This is a genomic window from Nocardioides cynanchi (assembly GCF_008761635.1).
In the GTDB taxonomy this organism is placed as follows: Bacteria; Actinomycetota; Actinomycetes; order Propionibacteriales; family Nocardioidaceae; genus Nocardioides; species Nocardioides cynanchi.
Genome location: NZ_CP044344.1, coordinates 284430 through 307118, shown reverse-complemented (window position 1 = coordinate 307118; position 22689 = coordinate 284430). Strand labels below are relative to the sequence as shown.

The following is a 22689-nucleotide window of genomic DNA, read 5'->3' as shown; positions in this document are numbered from 1 at the left end:
GACGTCGGGACGAAAGCGTCTAGCCTGCCGCTGTGCCCGGACGCTCTCTCGCCCAGCTGCGCGGCAGCAACCTGCGCGCGGTCACCGCGCTCCTGGCCTCGGGCGGGCCGCAGAGCCGGGCCGACCTCGCCCGGGGCTCGGGGCTGTCGCGAACCACGGTCTCCAGCCTGGTCTCCGAGCTGCTGGAGAGCGGCCTGGTGGTCGAGACCTCCGAGCGGGGTACTCCGCACAAGGGCGGGAGCGGGCGGCCGCCCCTGCTGGTGGCGCTCGCGCTGCGCCCGGGCGGTGTGGCGGGCGTGGACATCGGGCACGGACACGTCCGGGTAGCGGTCTCGGACCGCGCCGCCCGGATCCGAGCCGAGGTCGACGTGGTCACCGACGCCGACCCCCAGGGCAGCACCACCCTGGACCTGGCCGCCGACCTGGTCCGGCAGGTGGCGGCCGAGGCCGGCACCCCGATGTCGGAGCTGCTGGTGGTCGGGCTGTGCGTCCCCGGACCGATCCACCGACGCTCGGCGCGCGTGGACCACGCGGTGCTCCCGGGCTGGCACGAGCTGGCGCCGGCCGACGAGCTCGCGCAGCGGCTCGGCCTTCCGGTGGTCGTGGACAACGACGCCAACCTCGGCGCGATGGCCGAGCACCAGCACGGCGCCGCACGGGGCGAGACCGACGTGCTCTACGTCAAGCTCGCCAGCGGCGTCGGCGCCGGGCTGATCCTCGGCGGCCGGCTGCACCATGGGGTGGCCGGGCTGGCCGGCGAGGTCGGCCACGTCCTGGCACGGGAGCACGGCGACGTGTGCCGGTGCGGAAGCCGCGGCTGCCTCGAGACCGAGGTGTCGACGAGCCGGCTGCTCGACCTGCTCCGGCCGGTCTACGGAGTCGGGCTCGACCTGCCCGGGCTGCTGGCCCTCGACGCCCGCGGCGAGACCGCCGTACGTCGGGTGCTCACCGACGCCGGTCAGACGGTCGGGCGGGTGCTGGCGGGGGTCTGCACGACGCTCAACCCCGGGATGCTCGTGGTCGGTGGCTCGCTCGGCGCCTCCCCGACACTGGTCGAGTCGATCCGGGCCGGCGTCGACCGCTACGCCCACCCCGAAGCGGCCGCGTCGGTCACCGTGGTGTCCGGGCGCTTCGGTGGGCGGGCCGAGGTGATGGGGGCGCTGGCCCTGGCGATCGGCCGGGCGGCGGAGGTCGCTGCCTGACCGGGCCCGGGCGTGGACCCGGAGGTGGAACACCCCGATCCACTTCCCGCCTCAGCCCAGGCGCTGAGGCACAGCACCCTGATCCACTTCCCGCTCCGAGCCGGTGCTGACGCGCGACACCCCGTTCCAGATCCCGTACCAGGGCCGAGGCCGAGCACCACGCTCCGGTGGTCAGGACGCCGCGGCGCGGAGGGCCACGCAGGCCCAGGTCCGCCAGGGACGCCACGCCTCGGCGATCGCGGCGAAGTCGTCGAGGCCCAACGAGGGGCTGCCGACGCGGGCGGCGGTCGCGGCCAGCACCCGTGGCTCGCACGTCGGCAGCACGTCGGTGTGGCCGAGCGCCCGCACCGTGACCAGCTCGGAGTAGAACGGCCCGATCCCGGCGAAGCCCCGGAGCCGGTCGCCGACCTCGCCGACCTCGCCCATCCGGAGCGCCTCGGTGTCGAGCTCACCGGCGCGCGCGGCCGCAGCGATCGCGTGCATCCGCCGGAGCGCGACCTCCGGGATGCCCGGGAAGTCGGACACGGCCAGCAGCTGGTCGGGCGTGGGCACGGCCGCGACCGACTCGCCGGCGACCTCGAGCACCTGCCCGTGGGCGCGAGCCAGCCGTTCGCGGACCACGGCCATCCGGGCGGCTGGGCGGCGCGCGGAGAGCACCGCCCACACCAGGGCCTCGTACGCCGAGGAGAACAGCGGCGGCCGCAGCCCAGGTCGCCGGGCGTAGGCCTCCCGGAGCACCGGGTCGGCGTCGACCATCCGGTCGTAGCCGGTGGCGTCCTCGTCGAGCGAGAGCACCCGCGCGGCCTGGGCGGCCACCCGTTCGGGATCGGCGCCGCCGACGACCTCGAAGCGGACGACGTCGGGCGCGAGCTGGGTGACCCCGACGCCGGCGTGGGCGTCGTACCCGTCGACGACGAAGGCGAGCCGCATCGCGCTCCCGCGGGCGGCGGGCCGGCCGCCGAAGCCGAAGCCGATGGACTGGGCGAGGTCGAAGCGGCCGCGGACCGGCCAGTCGATGGTGGTGGCCGGGGCGAGGGTGGCGGTCGTCGTCATGACCAGACCGTAGGACGCCTGGCGGACAAGATCTGTCCGCTATCGAACGACGTCAGTCCAGCTGGTCGAGCAGCCAGGTCGGGCCGACGGTGGGGCCGGCCTTGGCCACCCGCGCGGCGAGCAGCCGGTCGGCGGTCACCACCCGCACCGTCGCCCCGGAGTCGGCGGCCCGGTGGGCCTGCCGCACGATCTCGGCGTCACCGTCCTGGGGTGCGTGGACCACGGTCACGTGGCCGTCGCGACCGGCCCGGACCCCGGCCTTGGCCGCACCTTCGAGCACCAGCACGATGTCGTCGTCGATCTCGGCGGTCATCAGCTGCTCGTGCAGGCGCCGGGCGGCACCCGCGCGGTCCTTCCACCAGCCGTCCGGCCGGGCGCCGACGACGTTCGCGCCGTCGACGACCAGCACGGCGGTCACTTGAGGAACTTCGAGAAGTCCTTCGGCAGGTCGAGCGCGGCCGCGGCCTTCTCGTAGTCGAGGTCCTCGCCGTCAGGGTTGCCGAACGGGTTCGCCGACGCGGCCGGTGCCTTGTCCTTGCTCGCCTGGGCAGCAGCCGCCGCCTTGGCGGGGTTGCCGGAGACGCGGCGGCCCTTGCCCTGCTTGTTCTTGGCCGCCTGCTTGGCCTTGCCGCGCTTGCCGCCACCGGCCATGCCCGGCATCCCCGGGAGGCCGGGCATGCCGCCACCCTTGGCGAACGACATCATCATCTTGCGGGCCTCGAAGAACCGGTCGACCAGGCTGTTCACGTCGGAGACCTGACGCCCCGAGCCCCGTGCGATCCGGGCCCGCCGCGAGCCGTCGATCATCTTGGGGTTGGCCCGCTCGGCCGGCGTCATCGACTGGATGATCGCCTGGAGCCGGTCGATCTCGCGCTCGTCGAAGTTCTCCAGCTGGTCGCGGTACTGGCCCATCCCGGGCAGCATCCCCATGATCTTCGACATCGAGCCGAGCTTGCGGACCTGCTGCATCTGCTCGAGGAAGTCGTCGAGGGTGAACTCACCGCCCTGCCCGCTCAGCTTGTTGGCGGCCTTGAGCGCCTGCTCCTGGTCGAAGGACTTCTCGGCCTGCTCGATCAGGGTCATCACGTCACCCATGTCGAGGATCCGTGAGGCCATCCGGTCGGGGTGGAAGACGTCGAAGTCGGAGAGTTTCTCGCCGCTGCTGGCGAACATCACCGGCTTGCCGGTCAGGCTGGCGATCGACAGCGCCGCACCACCGCGGGCGTCGCCGTCGAGCTTGGTCAGGACCACGCCGTCGTACCCGACACCGTCGAGGAAGGCCTGGGCCGTGGTCACGGCGTCCTGGCCGATCATCGCGTCGACGACGAAGAGGATCTCGTCGGGGCTGACCGCGTCCCGGATGTCGGCCGCCTGCTGCATCATGTCGGCGTCCACGCCGAGCCGGCCGGCGGTGTCGACGATCACCACGTCGTACAGCTTGCGGCGGGCCTCCTCGATCGAGCTGCGGGCGACCTCGACCGGGTCGCCGACGCCGTTGCCGGGCTCGGGGGCGAAGACCGGTACACCGGCCCGCTCGCCGTTCACCTGGAGCTGGTTGACGGCGTTGGGGCGCTGGAGGTCCGCGGCGACCAGCACCGGCTGCTTGCCCTGCTCCTTGAGCCAGAGCGCCAGCTTCGCGGCCAAGGTCGTCTTGCCGGCACCCTGGAGGCCGGCCAGCATGATCACGGTCGGCGCCGTCTTGGCGTAGCGCAGACGACGGGTCTCGCCGCCGAGGATCGCGACCAGCTCCTCGTCGACGATCTTGATGACCTGCTGGGCGGGGTTCAGCGCACCGCTGACCTCTTCGCCCCGCGCCCGCTCCTTGACCGCGTCCACGAACTGGCGGACCACCGGCAGCGCGACGTCGGCCTCGAGCAGGGCGATCCGGATCTCACGGGCGGTCGCGTCGATGTCGGCCTCGGAGAGGCGGCCCTTGCCGCGGAGGTTCTTGAAGGTGTCGGCGAGCCGGTCGGAGAGCGTGGCGAACAAGTCAGTCCTCGGGGTGGTCGGTGGAGGGTTCCAGCCTAACCGGCCTGGCCCGGGTGGCCCTTGTCGCGGCGGCGTCCGACCGGCACGATGTGCCTGTGGACACGCTGCTGGGCCCGGTGCTGGGCACCGTGGTGGGCGCCCTGCTGATCCTCGCCCTCGCCGCGGTCGCGGTCGTCGCCCACCAGCGCGGCCCGGGCCGGCTCGGTCGCCGCACGGGGGCGGTCACCCCGACGCCCGCGGGCGAGGACGATCCCCTGCGCCTGGAGTTCCACCCCGACGGCACGCCACGCGCCGTCCGCATCCGCGGCCCGCACTGCGGCTACTGACCGGCGTACCCACGCCTCAGGAGAGCGCCTCGCGCACCCCGTGCGCGGCCTCCGCGGCCCGGGTGTCGGACAGCGCCCCGGCGTGCGCCTCCTGGACGTAGAAGACGTCGACCGCCTGGGGTCCGAGGGTGTCGACGTGGGCCGAGCGGACGGTCAGGTCGAGGGCGGCCAGCGCGGCGCAGACCTGGTGGACCACGCCCGGGCGGTCGGCGGTGCGCACCTCGATCACGGTGGAGCGGGTCGAGGCCTCCGGGCGTACGACGACGGTCGGCGCGATCCGGGACGGGTCGCCCCGCAGCCGGGCACCGGGGTCGACCCGGCCGGCCACGATCGCCTCGAACCGGTTGCGCAGGACCGCCTCGTCGAGGTGCTCGTCGGCGACGTCCCAGACCGAGACGCCGATGTCGTCCTGCGACCAGGCCCGGGCGGAGCGGACCGAGGCCCGCTGGAGCGCGAACAGCGCGGCCGCGTCGGCCAGCAGACCCACCCGGTCGGGAGCGAGCAGCGTCACCCGGGCTCCCCCCTCGGCCGGCTCGACCTGGATCGACACCGCTCCCCGACGTCGTACCTCCCGGGGGACTGACACCTCCTGGTGACCCTCGAGCAGGGTTGCCGGCTCCCCGAGCAGGGTCGCGGTGCGCGCCGCCACCTCACGGACCAGGCCGGCCCGCCACGACGACCACGCCTGCGGTGCGGTGGCCCTTGCGTCGGCCTCGGTCAGGGCCAGGAGGAGTGACAGGGCCTCGGCGTCCGGCAGCCGGTCGGCGAGCTGTCGAGCGGTCGCCGGGTCAGCAGGGTCGCGGGTCGTCGCGGTGTCGACGAGAGCCAGGTGGTGGCGGACCAGCAGCCCGACCAAGGCCACGGCGTCGTCGTCGAAGCCCATGCGGGTCGCGATCCGGCGTGCCAGCGGCTCCCCCGCGACGCTGTGCTCGGTCAGCCCGCCCTTCCCGATGTCGTGCAGCAGGCACGCCACGAGCAGCACGTCGGGCCGGGCGACCCCGCGGATCAGCCGGGCCGCCTCCCGGCAGGTCTCGACGACGTGCCGGTCGACGGTGAAGCGGTGGATCGCCGACGCGTGCGGGAGCAGCCGGATCCGCTCCCACTCGGGGAGTACGGCGTCGAGGGCCCCGGTCTCCTCGAGGGTCTCCCACACCGGGAGCAGCCCGGTCCCCGCGGCCAGCAGCCGCACCAGCGCCTGCCGGGCGCCCGGCGGCCAGGGCTCGGGCAGCGCCGGACACTCCGCGACCAGCCGGGCCGCGGTCGCCGGCGCCAGCTCCAGGTCGCGCTCGGCCGCGACGGCGGCCGCCCGGAGCAGCAGCGTCGGGTCGTCGGCCGGCCGTGCGTCACGGGTCAGCACGACCTCCCCCGCCGACAGCGCCACTCCCGGCTCGACCGTCTCCAGCTCCGCACGGCGGCCGCTGCTGGGCCGCGCCAGCACGCCGTCGACCCGTCGCCAGGTGAGCCGGGACAGATGGGTGATCCGACGGCCGAGCTGGCGGACCTGCCGCTGGGCGTCGTCGGCGCCCTCGAGGTCCAGCGCGTCGGCCAGGTCGTCCCACAGCTCGGGTGCGACCCGGTCCGTGGCCCGGCCGGCCACCCCGTGCAACGCGTCGCGCACGTCCAGCAGGGTCCGGCGGGACCGCTCCAGGTCGACGTGGGGAACGTCGACAAGCCACGTCGCGACCAGGGCCTTGAGCACCGTGGCGTCGCGCAGGCCGCCCTCGGACTCCTTCAGGTCGGGCACCGACAGGTGCGCCAGCTCGCCCATCAGGGCATGCCGCTTGGCGACCAGCTCGCGCAGCGCCGGCAGCCGGCTGCGTGCCGTGCGACGCCAGTGCGCGAGCACCGACGAGCGCAGCCGCAGGGTCAGGTTGGGGTCGCCGGCCAGGTGCCGCACGTCGAGCAGGCCCAGCGCGACCCGCACGTCGGCGTCGGCCTGCTCGATGACGTCCTGCTCGCTGCGGACCGAGTGGTCGAGCTTCGCCCCGGAGTCCCACAGGGGGTACCAGATCCGCTCGCCGGCATCGCCCAGCCCGACCGCCGCCTCGTGCACGAGGACCACGTCGAGATCGGAGTACGGCGCGAGCTCACCGCGGCCGTAGCCGCCCACGGCCACCAGCGCGCAGCCGGTCTCCGGCGCCTGCGCGGCGGCGTACGCCGACACGCACAGCTCGTCGGCCGCCGCGGTCCGTCCAGCCCTGTCCACCACCACAGTCTCCGGTTCGCCCGGGCCGGGAGCCACCCCGCCCATGACGAACCCCGCCGGCCCGACAGCCGGCGGGGTTCGCACGACGACCTCTCAGATGGCCGCGCTGTCACGGTCACCGGTGCGCACCCGGACGACCGTGTCGACCGGGCTGACCCAGACCTTGCCGTCCCCGATCCGGCCGGTCTGCGCCGTCTTCTGCACGATGCCGACGATGTCCTCGGCGTCGCCGTCGTCCACGACGATCTCGATCCGGATCTTGGGCACCAAGGCGATGTCGTACTCGGCGCCGCGGTACACCTCGGTGTGGCCCTTCTGCCGGCCGTAGCCGCTGACCTCCGAGACGGTCATGCCGGTGACCCCGAAGGTCTCGAGGGCCTCGCGGACCTCTTCCCACTTGTGCGGCTTGATCACCGCGGTGATGAGCTTCATGCCATGGCTCCTTCGGTGGAGGTGGAGGGGGCTGCCGCGTGCGCGGGTGCCAGGACGCCGGTGCTGCCGCCCAGCACCGAGCCCGACCGGCCGTCGAGGTCGTAGGCGGACTCGCCGTGCTCGGCGAAGTCGATGCCGTCGATCTCCTCGTCCTCGCTGACCCGCCAGCCGATCGTGTACTTGATGGCCAGGCCGATCACGGTCGTGAGCACGCCGGTCCAGACCACGGTGAACAGGACCCCGAGGACCTGGTGGCCCAGCAGGGTCGCGTTGCCGCCGTAGAACAGGCCGTTCATGGTCCCGAAGAGACCGTCGACGCCCTGGGGCGACTTGTCGGTCCCGACGAAGCCGATCAGCACGCAGCCGAGGATGCCACCGACCAGGTGGACGCCGACGACGTCGAGCGAGTCGTCGAGCCCGAACTTGTACTTGAGGCCGACCGCGTAGGCGCAGCCCGCGCCGGCGACCGCACCGACGATCAGCGCACCGAGCGTGTTCACCGCACCGCAGGCGGGCGTGATCGCCACCAGCCCGGCCACGACGCCCGAGGCCGCGCCGAGGGAGGTCGCCTTGCCGTGCATGATCCGCTCCATCAGCAGCCAGGCGAGCATCGCCGCCATCGTGGCCACCGTCGTGTTCATGAACGTCACGCCGGTCTCGCTGTAGAACTGCGCGGAGAACTTCGCCGGGCTGCTCAGCGCGTCCGAGGTGAAGACGATCGAGCCGACGTTGAAGCCGTACCAGCCGAACCACAGCAGGCCCGCGCCGATCATGGTGAGGGTCAGGTTGTGCGGCTTCATCGGGTCGCGCATGAAGCCGACCCGCTTGCCGATGATCAGCGCCAGCACGCCGCCCGCGATGCCGGCGTTGATGTGCACGACCGTGCCCCCGGCGTAGTCCAGGTTGGCGAACTTCGAGTAGAACCAGCCGCCGCCCCACACGTTGTGGGCGATCGGGAAGTAGCAGAGTGTGACCCAGATCGGCAGGAAGACGATCCAGGAGGAGAGCTTCACCCGGTCGGCGATCGCGCCCGAGATCAGCGCCGCCGTGATCACCGCGAAGGTGAGCTGGAAGAGCACGTAGATGTAGTTGCCGTGCGAGACCCCCGAGAGGCCGAACATGCTGAACGGGTTGGCGAAGAGCTTGCCGTTGCCGTTCCCGATGCCGTCGCCGCCCCAGCCCTCGGACCATCCCCACAGGACGAACACGATGCCGACGACCGCGAGCGAGACGTAGGACATCATCATCATGTTGAGGACGGACTTCGAGCGGGTCATGCCGCCGTAGAACAGTGCGAGCGCCGGCGTGGTCATCATCAGGACGAAGGCTGTCGCCACGATCATCCAGGCGTAGTAGCCGTCCATGGAACCTCCAGGAAAGTGTGTCCAGATGGGCGACCGGGCACGAACAACGCCGTCCGGGACCGGTCACCCTGTCGGGTCACAGACTGGGTCGCCGAGGTTTCGTCGTACGACGTGCCGTGTTGCCGTCGTGCAACGGTTTGCGCGCCACGTGTTACGGCTGTGTGAACTCGGGCGGGTCTCGCCCGTCGACGCAGCGGTCAGCCGAGCAGTGCGTCGACGAACGCGCCGGCGTCGAACGGCGCCAGGTCGTCGGGTCCCTCGCCGAGGCCGACCAGCTTGACGGGTACGCCGAGCTGGCGTTGCACGGCGACCACGATGCCGCCCTTGGCCGAGCCGTCGAGCTTGGTCAGCACGATGCCGGTGACGTCGACGATCTCGGCGAAGACGCGGGCCTGGACCAGGCCGTTCTGACCGGTGGTCGCGTCCAGCACGAGCAGCACCTCGGTGACCGGCGCCTGCTTCTCGATCACCCGCTTGACCTTGCCGAGCTCGTCCATCAGCCCGGCCTTGTTCTGCAGGCGACCGGCGGTGTCGACCAGGACCGTGTCGATCCCGCGCTCGGTGGCCTCCTGGACCGCCTGGAAGGCGACGCTGGCCGGGTCGCTGCCCTCCGGCCCGCGCACGACCTCGACGCCGACCCGCTCACCCCAGGTCGCCAGCTGGTCGACCGCAGCGGCGCGGAACGTGTCCGCGGCACCGAGCACCACCGAGCGGTCCTCGGCGACCAGGATCCGGGCCAGTTTGCCGACGGTGGTGGTCTTGCCGGTGCCGTTCACGCCGACCACGAGGACGACCCCGGGCTTGCCGTCGGCACCCGAGACCTGGAGCCGCCGGTCCATGTCGGGGTCGACCAGCCGGAGCAGCTCGTCGCGCAGCACGCTGCGCGGGTCCCCGGCCTCCTTGCCGTCGACGCGCAGCCGGTTGCGCAGGTTGGTCACCAGCTCGGTGGTGGGGGCCACCCCGACGTCGGCGGTGAGCAAGGTGTCCTCGATCGCCTCCCACGTGTCCTCGTCGAGCCGGTCGCGCGAGAGCAGCGCGAGCAGGCCCCGGCCCAGCCCGCCCTGGGAGCCGGCGAGCCGCTGGCGTAGGCGGACCAGCCGCGACGCCGTACCCTCCGGTCGCTCGAGGGTGGTCGTCGGCGCCCCACCCGTAGCCTCGGGCTCTGCCTCCGCAGCCGCCTCCGCGGCACGCTCGGCCGGAGCCGGCGCGATCACATCGGTGCCGGTGCCCGGAGCCCCCCGGCGCCGCCGTCCGGAGGTCAGCAGACCGGCCACGAGGGCACCGCCGAGGACGACGATGCCGATGATCAGGTAGAGCCAGTCACCCATGCAACCATCCAACCAGAGCAGGCCGGGCGCTCCGCATCGCCGGGGGCCGGGCCCGGTGGCGGCTCAGGTCCGGACGACCTCGCCGAGCGCGGCCAGCGGCCCCTCGACCAGCTCCGCGTCGCCGACGACGGCCGAGACCAGACCGGCCGGCCCCAGCATCGGGATCGATGCCTCGTGCACCTGCTCCGGCGTGACCGCGGCGAGCCGCTGGGGGTGCTCGCGCAGCCACGCGACGTCCTGGCCGTCGGTCAGCAGGTCGAGCAGCGTGTCCGCCAGCCCCGACTGGGTGGCCGTGGACAGGGCGATCGAGCCGACGAGGTACTGCCCGGTCGCCGCCACCTCGTCCGCGCCGGGCGGCAGGCTCGCCATCCGGCCCAGCTCGTACGACGTCTCCAGCAGCGCCGGCGCGGTCACCTCCGTGGCCACGTCGGCGGCGACGGTCACCCACGAGCCGGCGGCCGCGTTGTTGATCAGGCTGTAGGGGCTGTAGGTGTAGCCCTTGTCCTCGCGGATGTTGGTCACCAACCGTGAGGAGAAGTAGCCGCCGAAGAGCGCGTTGGCGATCTCGGCGGCCGCATAGGTGGGCTCTCCGCGGCGCGGGGCGGGGCCGCCGAGGCGCAGGTTGGACTGCACCGCTCCGGGCCGGTCCACCAGCACCAGCGGCCCGGGCTCCAGGGCCGGCAGCGGAGGCACGTGCGAGGCGCCCCCACCGGCGGTCCAGCCGGCCCAGGCCCGCTCGACCTGGTCGAGCGCACGGGCGGGCCGCAGGTCGCCGACCAGCACCAGCACGGCGCCGTCGGGGCCGACGCGACGCCGGTGTGCGGCTCTCATCGACGATGCCGGCACCTCGAGGACCTCCTCGGGTGAGGGCACGTCGCGGCCGTAGGGATGGGCTCCGAAGGCGCGGCCGCGCCACGCCTCGTCGGCCAGCACCCCGGGCTGCGACAGCGCGCGCCGCAGGCCGTCGGCGAAGCGGTCGGCCTCGCGCTCGACGGCGGCCCGGGGGTAGGACGACGAGGTCAGCACCTCCGCGGCGAGCGCGAGCAACGGTCCGAGCTCGGAGGCCAGTGAGTCACCGGCCATCACCAGCCCGTCGGCGTCGGCGTAGAAGCGCAGCGAGCCACCGAGGTGCTGGAGCGCCTCGGCGAGCTCGCCCTGCGACCGCTCCGCGGTGCCGAGCATGATCGAGCGCTGGAGGAGCAGCATCCGGGCCAGGTCGCCCGGACGGCGGACAGCCGTCGGGATCCGCATCCGCACCTGGACCAGCGGCACCGAGGCACGTCGTACGGCGACCACGCGCAGCCCGTTGGGCAGGGTGCGCTCGGCGACCGACGGCAGGCGCGGCTGACGGGGCCGGGTCAGGCCGGGGATCTCGCGGGGCTGGGGCGCCCGGCGGGCGGGGCTCATCGGGCACCGTCCGCGACCACGTCGAGGCGGGCCCGGGAGTCGGGTCTCAAGGAGGCGGCCGCGGCCGCGACCTGCTCGGCGGTCACCGCGGCCAGCAGGGCCGGCATCTCGCCGACCAGCTCGGCCCGGCCGCGCTGCTGCTCGTAGGACGCCATCGCCAGGGTGCGGGCGAGCACGTGGTCGGCGCGCTGGTGCATCGCCGAGGCGGTGCGGGCGCGGATCCGGGCGAGCTCGTCCTCGGGCACCCCGTCGGTGGCGATCCGGTCGAGCTCCTCGTCGACGGCGCTGACCACCCGGTCGGCGGGGATCTCCGGGGCGTGGTGGGCCTCGATGATCATCGCGGTCGGGTTGCGCACGTCGAAGGCATCCTCCATGAACGCCAGGTGGGCGCCGATGTCGGTGGCGGTGCGGTCGTCCTGCACCAGCCGGCGCCGCAGCCGCGACGCGTCGCCGGCCGACAGCACCGACGCCAGCAGCACGTGCGGGAGGTAGGCGTCGAGGTCCGCGGGGTCCGGCACCCGCCAGCCGAGCGCGACCGCCGGGGCCGGGGCGAGGGCGTCGTGGTGCTCGGCCCGGCGCTCGGAGGTAGGCGCGGGCTCGTCGAAGTCGGGCCGCGGGGGTACGTCGCGACGAGGCACGTCGCCGAAGTGGCGGCGGACCAGGGTCATCGCCTGGTCGGCGTCGAGGTCGCCGGCGATCGCGAGCACCGCGTTGCCCGGGGCGTAGTACTGGTCGAAGAAGTCGGCGGCGTCCTCGACGGTGGCGCTCTCGAGGTCCTCGAAGCCGCCGTAGCCGTTGTGGGCGTTGGGGAAGGTCTCGAACAGCACCGGCGGCAGGGTCAGCCAGGGGAACCCGCCGTACGGCTGGTTCAGCACGTTGACCCGGATCTCCTCCTTGACCACGTCGAGCTGGTTGGCGAGGTTGTCCTCGGTCAGGGCGGGGGCGCGCATCCGGTCGGCCTCGAGGAACAGCGCCCGCTCGAGGGCGCTGGACGGCAGCGCCTCGTAGTAGTTGGTGTAGTCGAGGCGGGTCGAGCCGTTCAGGGAGCCGCCGGAGGACTGGACGTAGCGGATGTGCTCCATCTTCCCCAGCGACACCGAGCCCTGGAACATCAGGTGCTCGAAGAGGTGGGCGAAGCCGGTCCGGCCCTCGGGCTCGGAGCGGATCCCGACGTCGTAGTAGACCGCGACACCGACGACCGGTGAGGACCGGTCGGGCGCGATCACGACCCGCAGGCCATTGCGCAGCGTGGCCCTCTCGACGGCGTACGACGGCGTCCGACGGGAGGCGATGCCGGTGGTGGTGGCCATGGCGCGACCGTACCCGACCCTGCGGCGCCCGGCGGGCGGCCGCGGGAACTCAGCCGTCGCGGTGGCTGGGCCCGGTCGGCTCGGGCTCGGAGAAGCTGAAGCCCAGCGTGCCGTCGTCGACCGGGGCGGCGTCCTGAGCGGTGTTGTCGAGGGTGGGTGCGGAGTCGACGCCCTTGCGCAGCGCGTCGCCCAGCCAGGGTGCGGCCGGGACCTCCTCACCGCGGTGCGGGAAGGCGACGTAGACGACGACCAGACCGGCCAGCACCAGAACCACGAGCATCGAGATGACGAGCGTCCACATGACGTCACCTTGGCACATCTGCGCCCGGAGGCCACCTTCGGGCGCGCCGCCGACGGTGACGTCGTACGCCGGTCAGGTCGCGCGCGGGCGGTCGCGGAGCCGGCGCCAGCCGCCGGCCCGGTTGTCGGCCACGAGGCGCCGGAAGAACTCCAGGAGCGGCTGGGCCGGCACCTCGTCGCCCCCGTGGAAGGCGATCGTGCGGGCGGTGGTGTTGTCGTGGCCCGCGGTGATCAGGCCGTGCGGGTCGGGCACCAGCCCACCGTCGTACACGAACACGTCGACGTGGTCACGGGCGGCCAGGAACGCCGCGACGTTGCCCTCGAGCACGAAGTAGGGCTGCACGGTCCGCTTGATGGTCTCGGTCATCTCGGGGTCGGCCTCGTGGAGCAGGTCACGGACCCGCTGGAGGGTCTCGCGCTGCCACTCGGGCAGGCGCTCGAGGTAGTCGTCGACGCGGGGGTCGTGCGTCATCGGGGCGGTCTCATCGCATCAGCGCCTCGACCGCAGCCCGGATCGCGGCGGGCAGGGGCGTGGCCGGGCGGGCGGGGTCGGTGTTGTCGACGTACACGACCACCACCCGGCCCTCGGCGGCCGCATCGTCGTCGTCGCCTTGGAAGAGCCCCACCCGGTAGCTCACCGAGGTGCGCCCGACCCGGTCGACCCTGACCCCCAGGTCGACCGGCGCGGGGTAGCCGACCTCGCGGAAGAACCGGCACGAGACCTCGGCGAAGACCCCGATCGTGTCGATGCTGTCGGCCGCTCCCCCGATCGCCTCCTGGAGGTGCAGGTCGATCGCGGTGTCGATCAGCTCGAAGTACGTCGCGTTGTTCATGTGCCCGAAGCCGTCCAGGTCGGCCCATCGGGTCGTCGCGGTGGACCAGTGCACGAAGTCGGCCCGCGTCGGGCGGGGGCTCCTGGTCGGCACCTCGGTCACGGGGTCATTGTGGCGGACGGAGTCCCCGAGCGGCGGTGACCCAGGCCCGGTTTCGGTCGCGGAAACCGTGCCTCACCCACCGCTGCGCGTGGGCCCCGGCGTACGGCGGTGACCCAGGCCCATTTGCGGTCGCGGAAACCGTGCCTCACTCACCGCCGGTCGGGTCAGGCCGGCTCGCGGAGGCGCTGGCTGATCACCGCCGAGACGCCGTCGCCGCGCATGGTCACGCCGTACAACGCGTCGCCGACCTCCATGGTGCGCTTCTGGTGGGTGATCACCAGGAGCTGGCTGTTCTCGCGGAGCTCCTCGTAGATCTCCAGCAGCCGCCCGAGGTTGGTGTCGTCGAGCGCTGCCTCGACCTCGTCGAGGATGTAGAACGGCGACGGCCGCGCCTTGAAGAGCGCCACCAGGAAGGCCACCGCGACCAGCGAGCGCTCACCGCCGGACAGCAGCGAGAGCCGCTTGACCTTCTTGCCCGGCGGCCGGGCCTCGACCTCGACGCCGGTCGCGAGCATGTCGTCGGGCTCGGTCAGCACCAGCCGGCCCTCGCCGCCCGGGAACAGCCGGGCGAAGGTCTGGTCGAAGGCCGCGGACACGTCTGCGAAGGCCTGGGTGAAGACCTCCTGCACCCGGGCGTCGACCTCGCGGATGATGTCGAGCAGGTCGCGACGGGTGGCCTTGAGGTCCTCGAGCTGCTCGGTGAGGAAGCGGTGCCGCTCCTCCAGTGCCGAGAACTCCTCGAGCGCCAACGGGTTGATCTTGCCCAGCATCGCCAGGGACCGCTCGGCGGTGCGCAGGCGCCTGGTCTGCTCCTCGCGGTCGTACGGCGTGGGGTCGGGCGCCGTCTCGCCCTCGGCCACGTCGCCGGTGAAGGGCACCGGCTGGTGGGGGCCGTACTCGGCGACCAGGCTGGTCTCCTCGAGCCCGATCTCCTCCATGGCCCGCTCGGTGAGCTGCTCGATCCGCATCCGCTGCTGGGTGCGGGCCATCTCGTCGCGGTGCACGGAGTTGACCAGCTCGTCGTGCTCGCGGGCCAGGTCGCGCAGCGTCGCCCGGACCGCCAGGAGCTCCTGCTCGCGCTCGCTGCGGGCCGCCTCGGCGCGGGTGCGGGCCTCGGCGGCGCGATGCACCGACACCTCGAGCCTGCCCAGCACCACCCCGACCGCGACCCCGACCGCCTGGGCCGCGCGGCCTTCCCGGATCAGCCGCTCGCGCCGCTCGATCGCCCGGGCCCGGGACTCCCGCTCGGCCACGGCGGCCCGCACCAGCCCGTCGGCGCGACCGTGCAGGGCCCGCGCGCGCTCCTCGCTCGTGCGCAGCGCGAGGCGGAGATCGGTCTCGGCCTGCCGGGCGCCACGCGCCGCGTCGGCGAGTCGCTCCCGCTCGGTGGTGTCGGGCTCGTCGTCGGAGGCGTCGTGCGCGTTGGCCAGGCGCTCCTCGAGCTCGGCCAGTCCGGCGAGGTCGGCGTCGCGCGCCTCCTGGGCCGCGATGATCGCCGAGCCGATCCGCTCGGCCTCCGCCCGGGCGGCCCGGGCCTGCGAGCCGAAGTGCCCGAGCTCCTCGGCGACGGCGGCCAGGGTGGCGTCCGACTCGTGGAGCTTGGCCAGGGCCACGTCGACCCGGCGCTGGGCGTCGAGGCGTTCGGTGTCGAGCCGGGAGATGTCGAAGGCCAGCCGCTCGCACGAGGCGACCGCCTCGGACAGCGAGGCGGCGGCCTCGTCGTAGGCCGCCTGGACCTCGAGGAGGCTCGGCTGCGCGGTGGAGCCGCCGGCCGCGAAGTGGGCGGCGTACACGTCGCCCTCGCGGGTGACGGCGGTCAGGTCGGGCATGTCGGCGACCAGGGCACGGGCCGCAGCCAGGTCGTCGACGATCGCGGTCTTGAAGAGCAGCCGGGCCACCGACGCGGTCAGCCCGTCGGGACAGCTCACGACGTCGATGGCGTACGTCGCGTGGGGTGGCAGCCCGGGCCAGTCACGGTCGGCCTCCGGCGCGCCGGCCAGGAGCATCCCGGCCCGGCCGAGGTCGCCCTCCTTGAGGTGCTGGATCGCGCCGGCGGCCGAGTCCGAGCCAGTGACTGCGACGGCGTCGGCGGCGGTGCCCAGCGCCGCGGCCACCGCCGTCTCGAAGCCGGGGTCGACGCTCAGCACGGCGGCCACCGAGCCCATCAGCCCCGAGACCGACTCGGAGGCCGCAAGCAGGGCTCCCACGCCGTCCTTGCGGTTCAGGCCCAGCTCGAGGGCTTCCTTGCGGGCCTGGAGCCCGGACCGGTCGCGCTCGGCCTGGGCGGACTCCTGCCGGGTCTTGGCCAAGCGCTCGGTGAGGTCGTCGAGCACGGCCAGGGCGCCCTCGTGCTCGGCGTCGAGGCCCTCCTCGCCGGCGTCGAGGCCGGCCACCCGGGTCTCGAGGGCGGTGAAGTCGTGCTGGGCGCGGTCGGCACGGGCCACGGCCGCGGCGCGCGCGGACTCCAGGCGGCCGAGCTCGTCGTCGGCGGCTGCCGCCCGCGACTTCACCGCGTTGACCTGGCCGGCCAGTCGGGCCAGGCCCTCACGCCGGTCGGCGGCCGCACGGAGCAGCCCGGCGACACGGCGGTCCTCGGCGGCCGCGGCCTCCTCGGCGGTACGACGTGCCGAGACCGCGCTGTCGAGGGCGCCGCGGTGGGTCTCGACCTCGGCGGCGATCAGCCGCTCCTGCTCGCGGACCCGCTCAGCCTCGGCCTCGAGCTCGTCGGGGTCGCGCCCGAAGTCGAGGCTCTCCTGCTCGGAGCCGGCGGCGTTGCGGACCCGCTCGGCGGCGAGCGACGCCGTACCGCGGAGGCGCTCGCGCATCCCGGACAGGCCGAACCACGTCTCCTGGGCCTGCGCCAGCACCGGCAGGTCGTCGCGCAGCGACGCCTCGAGCCTGGCCTCGGCCGCCTGGGCCTGCGCGGTCGCGGCCTCCACCTCGGCGCGCCGCTCGACCAGGATCGACTCGTCGGCCAGCTCCTCCTCGAGGGCGGTGCGGGCGGTGACGAGGTCGTCGGCCAGCAGCCGGGCGCGGGCGTCGCGCACCTCGGCCTGCACGGCCGCGGCACGGCGGGCCACCTCGGCCTGCCGGCCGAGCGGCTTGAGCTGGCGTCGGATCTCGCTGAGCAGGTCACCGAGGCGGGTCAGGTTGCCGTCGGTGGAGTCGAGCTTGCGGAGCGCCTTCTCCTTGCGCTTGCGGTGCTTGAGGACCCCGGCGGCCTCCTCGATGAAGCCGCGCCGGTCCTCGGGGGTGGCGTGCAGGATCGTGTCGAGCTGGCCCTGCCCGACGATCACGTGCATCTCGCGGCCGATGCCGGAGTCGCTGAGCAGCTCCTGGACGTCGAGCAGGCGGCACGAGGTCCCGTTGATGGCGTACTCCGAGCCGCCGGAGCGGAACATGGTGCGGCTGATCGTCACCTCGGCGTACTCGATCGGGAGCGCGCCGTCGGCGTTGTCGATGGTGAGCAGCACCTCGGCGCGACCCAGCGGCGGCCGGCCCGTCGTACCGGCGAAGATGACGTCCTCCATCTTGCCGCCGCGCAGGCTCTTGGCCCCCTGCTCACCCATCACCCAGGCCAGGGCGTCCACGACGTTGGACTTGCCGGAGCCGTTCGGGCCGACGATGCAGGTGATGCCGGGCTCAAGCTGCAGCGTGGTCGACGACGCGAAGGACTTGAACCCCTTGAGGGTCAGGCTCTTCAGGTACACGGGGCTCCTCTTCCGGTCGCCGGTTTCGGTGGCGAGATCCGCCGCGGGCGCGACGAACAGGTCGGACTGCAGGCGTAGCGGGTGCCGACGGGGGAAGTGCAGCGACGTTCACCCTACCCAGCCGGGGCCGCGATCCCGGTGAGGGCGGCCCGGTGTCGGCGCCCCGGCCGTCAGAAGCCTGCCTGGACCAGCTCGTGGCGGATCCGGTCCAGCTGCTCGAGGTAGTCGTTCATCTGGGCCCGCAGCCCGGCGAACTCGACCCGGTAGCGCTCGACGGCGTGCCGCTGCTCGGGTTGGAGCCAGGTGACCTGGCTCAGCACGAGTGGGAGCACCTGGGCCTCGAACAGCCGGGCGACGCTCTCGGCACGTCGCAGCAGCGCGGGTGCGCTCGCATCAGCCACGAACATCAGTCGGAGGAGCTCGCCGGGCACAGCGCTCACCCCGCTGCTGAGCAGGAGTGGCGTGAACGTGATCGCCGCGTTGACGCCGACCGAGTCGAGGTCGGCCCAGACCGGCTCGACGCCGCTGCTCCCGAGGTCCAGCCACCTCCCGAGTGCGTCGTCGATGCGCTGCAGACCCTCCTGGTTGGCCTCGCGCTCCCCCGCGGTGCTCTCGAGCGTCGTACGCCAGAAGCGGAGGTAGTCACGGACCCAGTCCGCCGTGGCCCGGCGCTCGCGCAGGCCCTCGAGATAGAAGGCGAGCAGGGCCGCGACGAAGACCGAGACGAAGGTCAGAACGGCGTCCCCGAGAGACATGGCGCTCCTCGCCCGCTCAGGGGCGCCGGCGCAGCCGGTCGCGGAGCACCATCAGCTGCTCGCGCTCGTGGTCGGTCAGGGAGTCCATGCCGCCGGCACTGATCTTGTCGAGCAGCTCGTCGAGCGCCGCCTGGTCGCGCGAGACCGGCGGCACCTCGCGCGGCTGCCAGGGGCCGGCGACCACGGTGTTGGGGCCACCCTTGGGCGCACCCCGCGTCCGCTTCGGCTTCCGCGCCCGCGCCGGCCCGCGCAGCCTCGGCACCTGCCGCACCTCGGAGAGCAGGCCCATGGACTTGGCGACCAGAGCGGTCAGCAGCAGTCCCAGCACGAAGTTGAGCAGCAGCAGTCCCTGGCGGTTGCCGACGTAGCCCAGGACCGAGATCGCGACGATCACGACCCCGACCACCCAGCCGGGGATGTTGAAGAAGAACCGCCGGTGGGGGTACTCGGCGATGAACACCAGCAGCACCATCAGCTCGAGCTGCCCGATGCCGTCCAGGAGGCCGTAGAGCGTGCTCAGCTCGACGACGACGACCCACAGCAGCCCCAGGCCGACGGTCACGATGGTGAGGAACCACACCATGCGCTTCTTGCCGAGCAGCTTCTCGATCTCGGAGCCGAAGTACCAGAACACGACCAGCGCGATCACCGTGAACAGGCTGATCCCGGTGGGATAGGCCAGGGGCCACGTCACCAGTCGCCAGATCTGGCCGGACACCACGGAGTCGGGGTCGAGCACGAGGTGCGACTGGAGCGGCCCGTAGCTGCCGCCCTCGAACGCCCACTCCACGACCGACACGATCGACAGGACGATGACCAGGACGGTAGAGGTGACCTCGACGGTCCCTAGCCGGAACCAGCCGTCCTCGGACCCGCGGCCCGGACCCGCCATCCCCCATCGGTTGCTCACAGGGACACGCTAGCGGGACCGGCCGGGCGTGTGCGCCGCACCACCGACACCGACAGCGACCCTCGCCGTACGACGAGGAAGGGGCCGCCCGGACGGGCGACCCCTTCGCTGCTCGTGCTACCGGTCAGAACGCACCGGTGCCGTTCGGCGTGCCGAGACCCGTCGGACCGTCCCAACCGGCGCCGGCGACGCACCACTGGGTGGCCGGGCACTTGCGCTTGGAGTTGCTCCCGCTGGTGATGTCGTTGAGGCTGGCGGTGTGGGCGTACGGGATCGCGTTGGCGTAGCCCGACACCCCGGCGCCGGTGTTTCCGGCCAGTGCGTAGACCGACGCGATGATCGGCGAGGACTCGCTGGTGCCGCCGTACTGCGACCAGGCCGACGCCGTCAGCGAGGTGGGCGCGTAGACGCTCAGGCCACCGGTGTTGGGGTCGGCCGCCGCGGAGACGTCGGCGATGGCCCGCTTCGCGCAGCCGGTGTTGACCGAGTTCTGGAACGTCGGCTTGGCGATCACGGTCGAGCAGCCCGAGCCGGCGCCGCTCCACGCGGTCTCGGTGACGCGGGTGTTGCCCGACATCTTCAGCGACGTCCCGCCGACGGCGGTGACGAACGCGGACGACGCGGGGTAGGACCCGCCCTTGTAGCCGTTGTCGCCGGTCGACGCGGTGATCGCGATGCCCGGGTGGTTGTAGGCGCTGGACTCGGCGCTGTCGCCGCCGCCGTAGCTGTTGGAGATCGCGACCACTCCGGGGGTCTTCGCGGCCTGGTTCACGGCCGTACCGAGGTCGGCGAGGCTCGAGGAGTTGGCCTGGACCACCAGGATCTTGCAGTCCGGGCAGGCGGCCGAGACGGCGTCGACGTCGAGCGCCTGCTCCTGGGCCCACCCGAGGTTGGCGGCGGGCGGGGTGGTGCCACCGGTCTGGTTCACGATCGTCAGGCAGCCGCTGCCGCAGGCCGGGAGGCCGTACTGGCTGCGGAAGGTGGCCAGGTCGCTGGCCAGGTTCGGGTAGCCGTAGGCGTCCACGATCGCCACCGTGCGGCCGGCGCCGCTGGTGCCGTTGAGGTTGTAGGCGGAGCGCAGCTGGGTCGGGTTCAACGCCGTGCCGAGGGGACCGGTCGCGTTCGGGATCTCGCCCTTCTTGTTCACCATCACCTTGGCGAAGCAGGTGGCGTGGCCGGCGGCCGGCGTGGCGGCACACACGCGCTGGGCGTGCAGGTTGCTGAAGTGGCTCAGCTGAGGCGTGGCAGCGTCGGCGCCCGGAAGGCCGGCGGTCAGCGCGCTGACGGCCAGTGCTCCCGCACCGAGAACGGCGGCGAAGAATCTCTTGCTCACGAGTGATGACTCCTGGAGTGTTGGCCGATCCCCGTGGCAGCGGTCTGCCGCCCCCGGCCCGTCACGGACTCTGCCTCACGCGCGGGCCGAAGTCGATGACCTGGTGGGACAAGTCTTTGCAACGCGACTTCCTGCAATCCCACCCGAACAGGTGGACGTCTTCCGGTGCGACCCCCGTTATCCGGCGGTTTCGTCCAGCAGCTGGTCGGCGTGCGCGATGTGACCGACCGAGCGCCAGACCAGGGCCAGGGTGAGCGCGGAGCCGACGAACGCGAACCAGAACGGCGCGGCCAACCCCCACCGGTCGGCGATCAGGCCGCCGAGGGCCTGACCGATGACCAGGCCGCCGAAGACGCCCACGAGGTAGACGCTGCCGACCCGGCCCTGGAACTCGGTGGGGACGGCCCGCTGCCGCACCGTCTGCGAGACGGTGCCCCACACGAACGAGTAGGCGCCGAAGCCGAACATGATCACCATCGCCACCCAGGGCGACCGGTTGACGGCGAGCCCGAGGTGCATCAGCACCTCGAGGGTCAGGCAGGCGCGCATCAGGGTGGCCAGCGGGACGTGCTTCTCCAGCCAGCCGTAGCGCGCGGTCGAGATCAGGCCGCCGGCCGCCGCGAGCGTGGCCAGCAGCCCGAAGCCCACCTCGCTCATGCCGAGGCGCTCGGTGGCGTAGAGGACCAGCACGGACCATGCAGCGCCCCAGGTCACGTTGAAGACGATGATCACCAGCGCCAGGGTGCGGACCGCGGGGTTGGCGACGAGCCACCGGATCCCGTCGGCGATGTCACGACGGACGTGGGTGTCGACGTCCTCGCGGACGCCACCCTTGGGCGTCGCGATCCGGGCGATCAGCACCACCCCCAGCCCGACCAGGACGGCCTGGGTGACGAACGGGACGGCCAGGCCGACCGCGAACAGGAAGGCGCCCAGCGGTGGGCCGACCAGCTGGTTGACGGTGATGAACCCGGCCATCAGCCGGGCGTTGGCCAAGCCCAGCTCGGCCTTGGGGACGACCATCGGGAGCAGGGTGCGGGTCGTGGTGTTGCCGAAGACCTCGGCCACGCCGATCAGGAACATCGCCACCAGGACCAGCGTGATGTCGATGTGTCCCGACGCGATGGTGAGCGAGAGGATGACCAGCACGATCGCGCGGAGCAGGTCGCACACGATCACCAACCGCCGCCGGTCGAGACGGTCGGCCAGCGCGCCGGCGTGCAGGCCGAAGACGAGCCACGGCAGCCGCTGGAGCAGGCCGGCCAGCGCCACCATGAACGGCGAGTGGGTCTGCGAGGCGACCAGCAGGGGTCCGGCGGCGATCGAGAGGCCGTCGCCGGCGTTGCTCACCCACGACGAAGCGAGGAGCCAGCGAAAGCTGCTCCCGAGACGTGTGGGCGCCACGACTTCCAGCACCCGATTGCTGACCCCCGCCACAAGGGGTCGAGCGTAGCCAACTACTACCCTCACCGCCATGGAGCTCCTGGCGGAGGGGCGTGAGGCCGAGGTCTTCGCCCTGGACGAGCACCGGGTGCTGCGCCGGTTCCGCAGCCCCGACCGCGACGCCGGGCCGGCGGCCGGCCTGCTGGATCGCCTGGCCGGGCTGGGCTACCCGGTGCCGCGGGTGCTGTCGTACGACGGTCCCGACCTCGTGCAGGAGCGCGTCCACGGCCCGCGGATGAGCGAGGCGATGACCACCGGCGCGCTGGCGCTCGCCGACGGCGCCCGGATGCTCGCGTCACTGCACGACCGCCTGCACGCGCTCCCCGACGAACCGGCCGGCTCCGGTGCGCTGCTGCATCTCGACCTGCACCCCGAGAACGTGCTGATCGGGCAGGACGGCCCCGTGGTGATCGACTGGAGCAACGCCCGGCACGGGCCACCGGGGCTGGACGTGGCGATGAGTGGGCTGATCCTGACCCAGGTCGCGGTGGCGCGTCCGGAGCTGGGGGCCATGCTGGCCGCGTTCGTGCGGACCTACCTGTCCAGCTCGGCGACCGACCCCACGGCGTACGTCGACGAGGCGGTCGCCCTGCGTCGCTCCGACCCCTTCATGACGGCGGCGGAGCTCGACGAGATGGAACAGTCGCGGGATCTGCTGGTGTCGCTGTGCCGCTCGGGCGGCTGAG

20 protein-coding genes are annotated in these 22689 nt (G+C 73.0%); 3 read left to right on the top strand and 17 right to left on the bottom strand.

Features of this window, described 5'->3' with window-relative positions:
* The first annotated feature begins 32 nt into the window (after window positions 1-32).
* Window positions 33-1202, top strand: coding sequence for an ROK family transcriptional regulator (locus E3N83_RS01640; protein WP_151081681.1), 1170 nt, complete (start codon window positions 33-35; stop codon window positions 1200-1202).
* 171 nt (window positions 1203-1373) lie between these two features.
* Here the strand turns inward: E3N83_RS01640 and E3N83_RS01635 are convergent, their stop codons facing one another.
* From E3N83_RS01635 to ffh, 3 genes are read right to left on the bottom strand one after another with little or no spacing between them, the layout of a single operon-like run.
* The gene (locus E3N83_RS01635; RefSeq protein ID WP_151081680.1) at window positions 1374-2255 is read right to left on the bottom strand and encodes a DNA-3-methyladenine glycosylase family protein; all 882 of its coding nucleotides are present in this window, start codon (window positions 2253-2255) and stop codon (window positions 1374-1376) included.
* Window positions 2256-2307: 52 nt separating this feature from the next.
* Entirely contained in the window at window positions 2308-2673 is a 366-nt protein-coding gene (locus E3N83_RS01630) for a PIN domain-containing protein (RefSeq protein ID WP_151081679.1), read from the bottom strand.
* Complete coding sequence (gene ffh, locus E3N83_RS01625; RefSeq protein WP_151081678.1) at window positions 2670-4244, bottom strand: signal recognition particle protein; 1575 nt, start codon at window positions 4242-4244, stop codon at window positions 2670-2672. The genes E3N83_RS01630 and ffh overlap by 4 nt, the downstream gene beginning before the upstream one ends.
* Window positions 4245-4339: 95 nt before the next feature.
* Here ffh and E3N83_RS01620 point away from each other — a divergent pair, with 95 nt between their 5' ends.
* Window positions 4340-4570, top strand: a complete 231-nt coding sequence (locus E3N83_RS01620) for a hypothetical protein (RefSeq protein WP_151081677.1) — start codon at window positions 4340-4342, stop codon at window positions 4568-4570.
* Between the two features lie 16 nt (window positions 4571-4586).
* On the opposite strand, the gene E3N83_RS01615 is transcribed toward E3N83_RS01620, so the two are convergent.
* From E3N83_RS01615 to E3N83_RS01550, 14 genes are all read right to left on the bottom strand, one after another.
* Window positions 4587-6776 carry a [protein-PII] uridylyltransferase gene (locus tag E3N83_RS01615; protein WP_191907902.1) on the bottom strand — a complete coding sequence of 730 codons (2190 nt, stop codon included), beginning with the start codon at window positions 6774-6776 and terminating at the stop codon, window positions 4587-4589.
* Window positions 6777-6869: 93 nt separating this feature from the next.
* Window positions 6870-7208: a P-II family nitrogen regulator gene (locus tag E3N83_RS01610; protein ID WP_151081675.1), complete on the bottom strand. Its 339-nt coding sequence runs from the start codon at window positions 7206-7208 to the stop codon at window positions 6870-6872.
* Window positions 7205-8572: an ammonium transporter gene (locus E3N83_RS01605; RefSeq protein WP_151081674.1), complete on the bottom strand. Its 1368-nt coding sequence runs from the start codon at window positions 8570-8572 to the stop codon at window positions 7205-7207. Before E3N83_RS01605 ends, E3N83_RS01610 begins: the two co-directional genes overlap by 4 nt.
* 197 nt (window positions 8573-8769) lie before the next feature.
* On the bottom strand, window positions 8770-9900 hold the full coding sequence (gene ftsY, locus E3N83_RS01600) for a signal recognition particle-docking protein FtsY (protein ID WP_151081673.1): 1131 nt from the start codon (window positions 9898-9900) through the stop codon (window positions 8770-8772).
* A 63-nt stretch (window positions 9901-9963) separates the two neighbouring features.
* Window positions 9964-11307: a M16 family metallopeptidase gene (locus E3N83_RS01595; RefSeq protein WP_151081672.1), complete on the bottom strand. Its 1344-nt coding sequence runs from the start codon at window positions 11305-11307 to the stop codon at window positions 9964-9966.
* On the bottom strand, window positions 11304-12617 hold the full coding sequence (locus E3N83_RS01590) for a M16 family metallopeptidase (protein WP_151081671.1): 1314 nt from the start codon (window positions 12615-12617) through the stop codon (window positions 11304-11306). The genes E3N83_RS01595 and E3N83_RS01590 overlap by 4 nt, the downstream gene beginning before the upstream one ends.
* Before the next feature lie 49 nt (window positions 12618-12666).
* Complete coding sequence (locus tag E3N83_RS01585; RefSeq protein WP_151081670.1) at window positions 12667-12918, bottom strand: hypothetical protein; 252 nt, start codon at window positions 12916-12918, stop codon at window positions 12667-12669.
* A gap of 72 nt (window positions 12919-12990) precedes the next feature.
* Window positions 12991-13389 (bottom strand): DUF1801 domain-containing protein, encoded by a 399-nt coding sequence (locus tag E3N83_RS01580; RefSeq protein ID WP_151081669.1) that lies wholly within the window; start codon window positions 13387-13389, stop codon window positions 12991-12993.
* Between the two features lie 10 nt (window positions 13390-13399).
* On the bottom strand, window positions 13400-13852 hold the full coding sequence (locus E3N83_RS01575; protein WP_238343014.1) for an acyl-CoA thioesterase: 453 nt from the start codon (window positions 13850-13852) through the stop codon (window positions 13400-13402).
* Between the two features lie 164 nt (window positions 13853-14016).
* Complete coding sequence (gene smc / locus E3N83_RS01570) at window positions 14017-17562, bottom strand: chromosome segregation protein SMC (protein ID WP_151081668.1); 3546 nt, start codon at window positions 17560-17562, stop codon at window positions 14017-14019.
* A gap of 170 nt (window positions 17563-17732) precedes the next feature.
* The gene (locus E3N83_RS01565; protein WP_151081667.1) at window positions 17733-18317 is read right to left on the bottom strand and encodes a DASH complex subunit SPC34; all 585 of its coding nucleotides are present in this window, start codon (window positions 18315-18317) and stop codon (window positions 17733-17735) included.
* 16 nt (window positions 18318-18333) lie between these two features.
* On the bottom strand, window positions 18334-19227 hold the full coding sequence (locus E3N83_RS01560; protein ID WP_151081666.1) for a rhomboid family intramembrane serine protease: 894 nt from the start codon (window positions 19225-19227) through the stop codon (window positions 18334-18336).
* Window positions 19228-19351: 124 nt separating this feature from the next.
* Window positions 19352-20560, bottom strand: a complete 1209-nt coding sequence (locus E3N83_RS01555) for a S53 family peptidase (protein ID WP_151081665.1) — start codon at window positions 20558-20560, stop codon at window positions 19352-19354.
* Window positions 20561-20737: 177 nt separating this feature from the next.
* Window positions 20738-22036 carry an MFS transporter gene (locus E3N83_RS01550; RefSeq protein WP_151081664.1) on the bottom strand — a complete coding sequence of 433 codons (1299 nt, stop codon included), beginning with the start codon at window positions 22034-22036 and terminating at the stop codon, window positions 20738-20740.
* Here E3N83_RS01550 and E3N83_RS01545 point away from each other — a divergent pair.
* On the top strand, window positions 22035-22688 hold the full coding sequence (locus E3N83_RS01545; RefSeq protein ID WP_151081663.1) for a phosphotransferase: 654 nt from the start codon (window positions 22035-22037) through the stop codon (window positions 22686-22688). The genes E3N83_RS01550 and E3N83_RS01545 overlap by 2 nt on opposite strands.
* The last annotated feature ends 1 nt before the right edge of the window (window position 22689 follow it).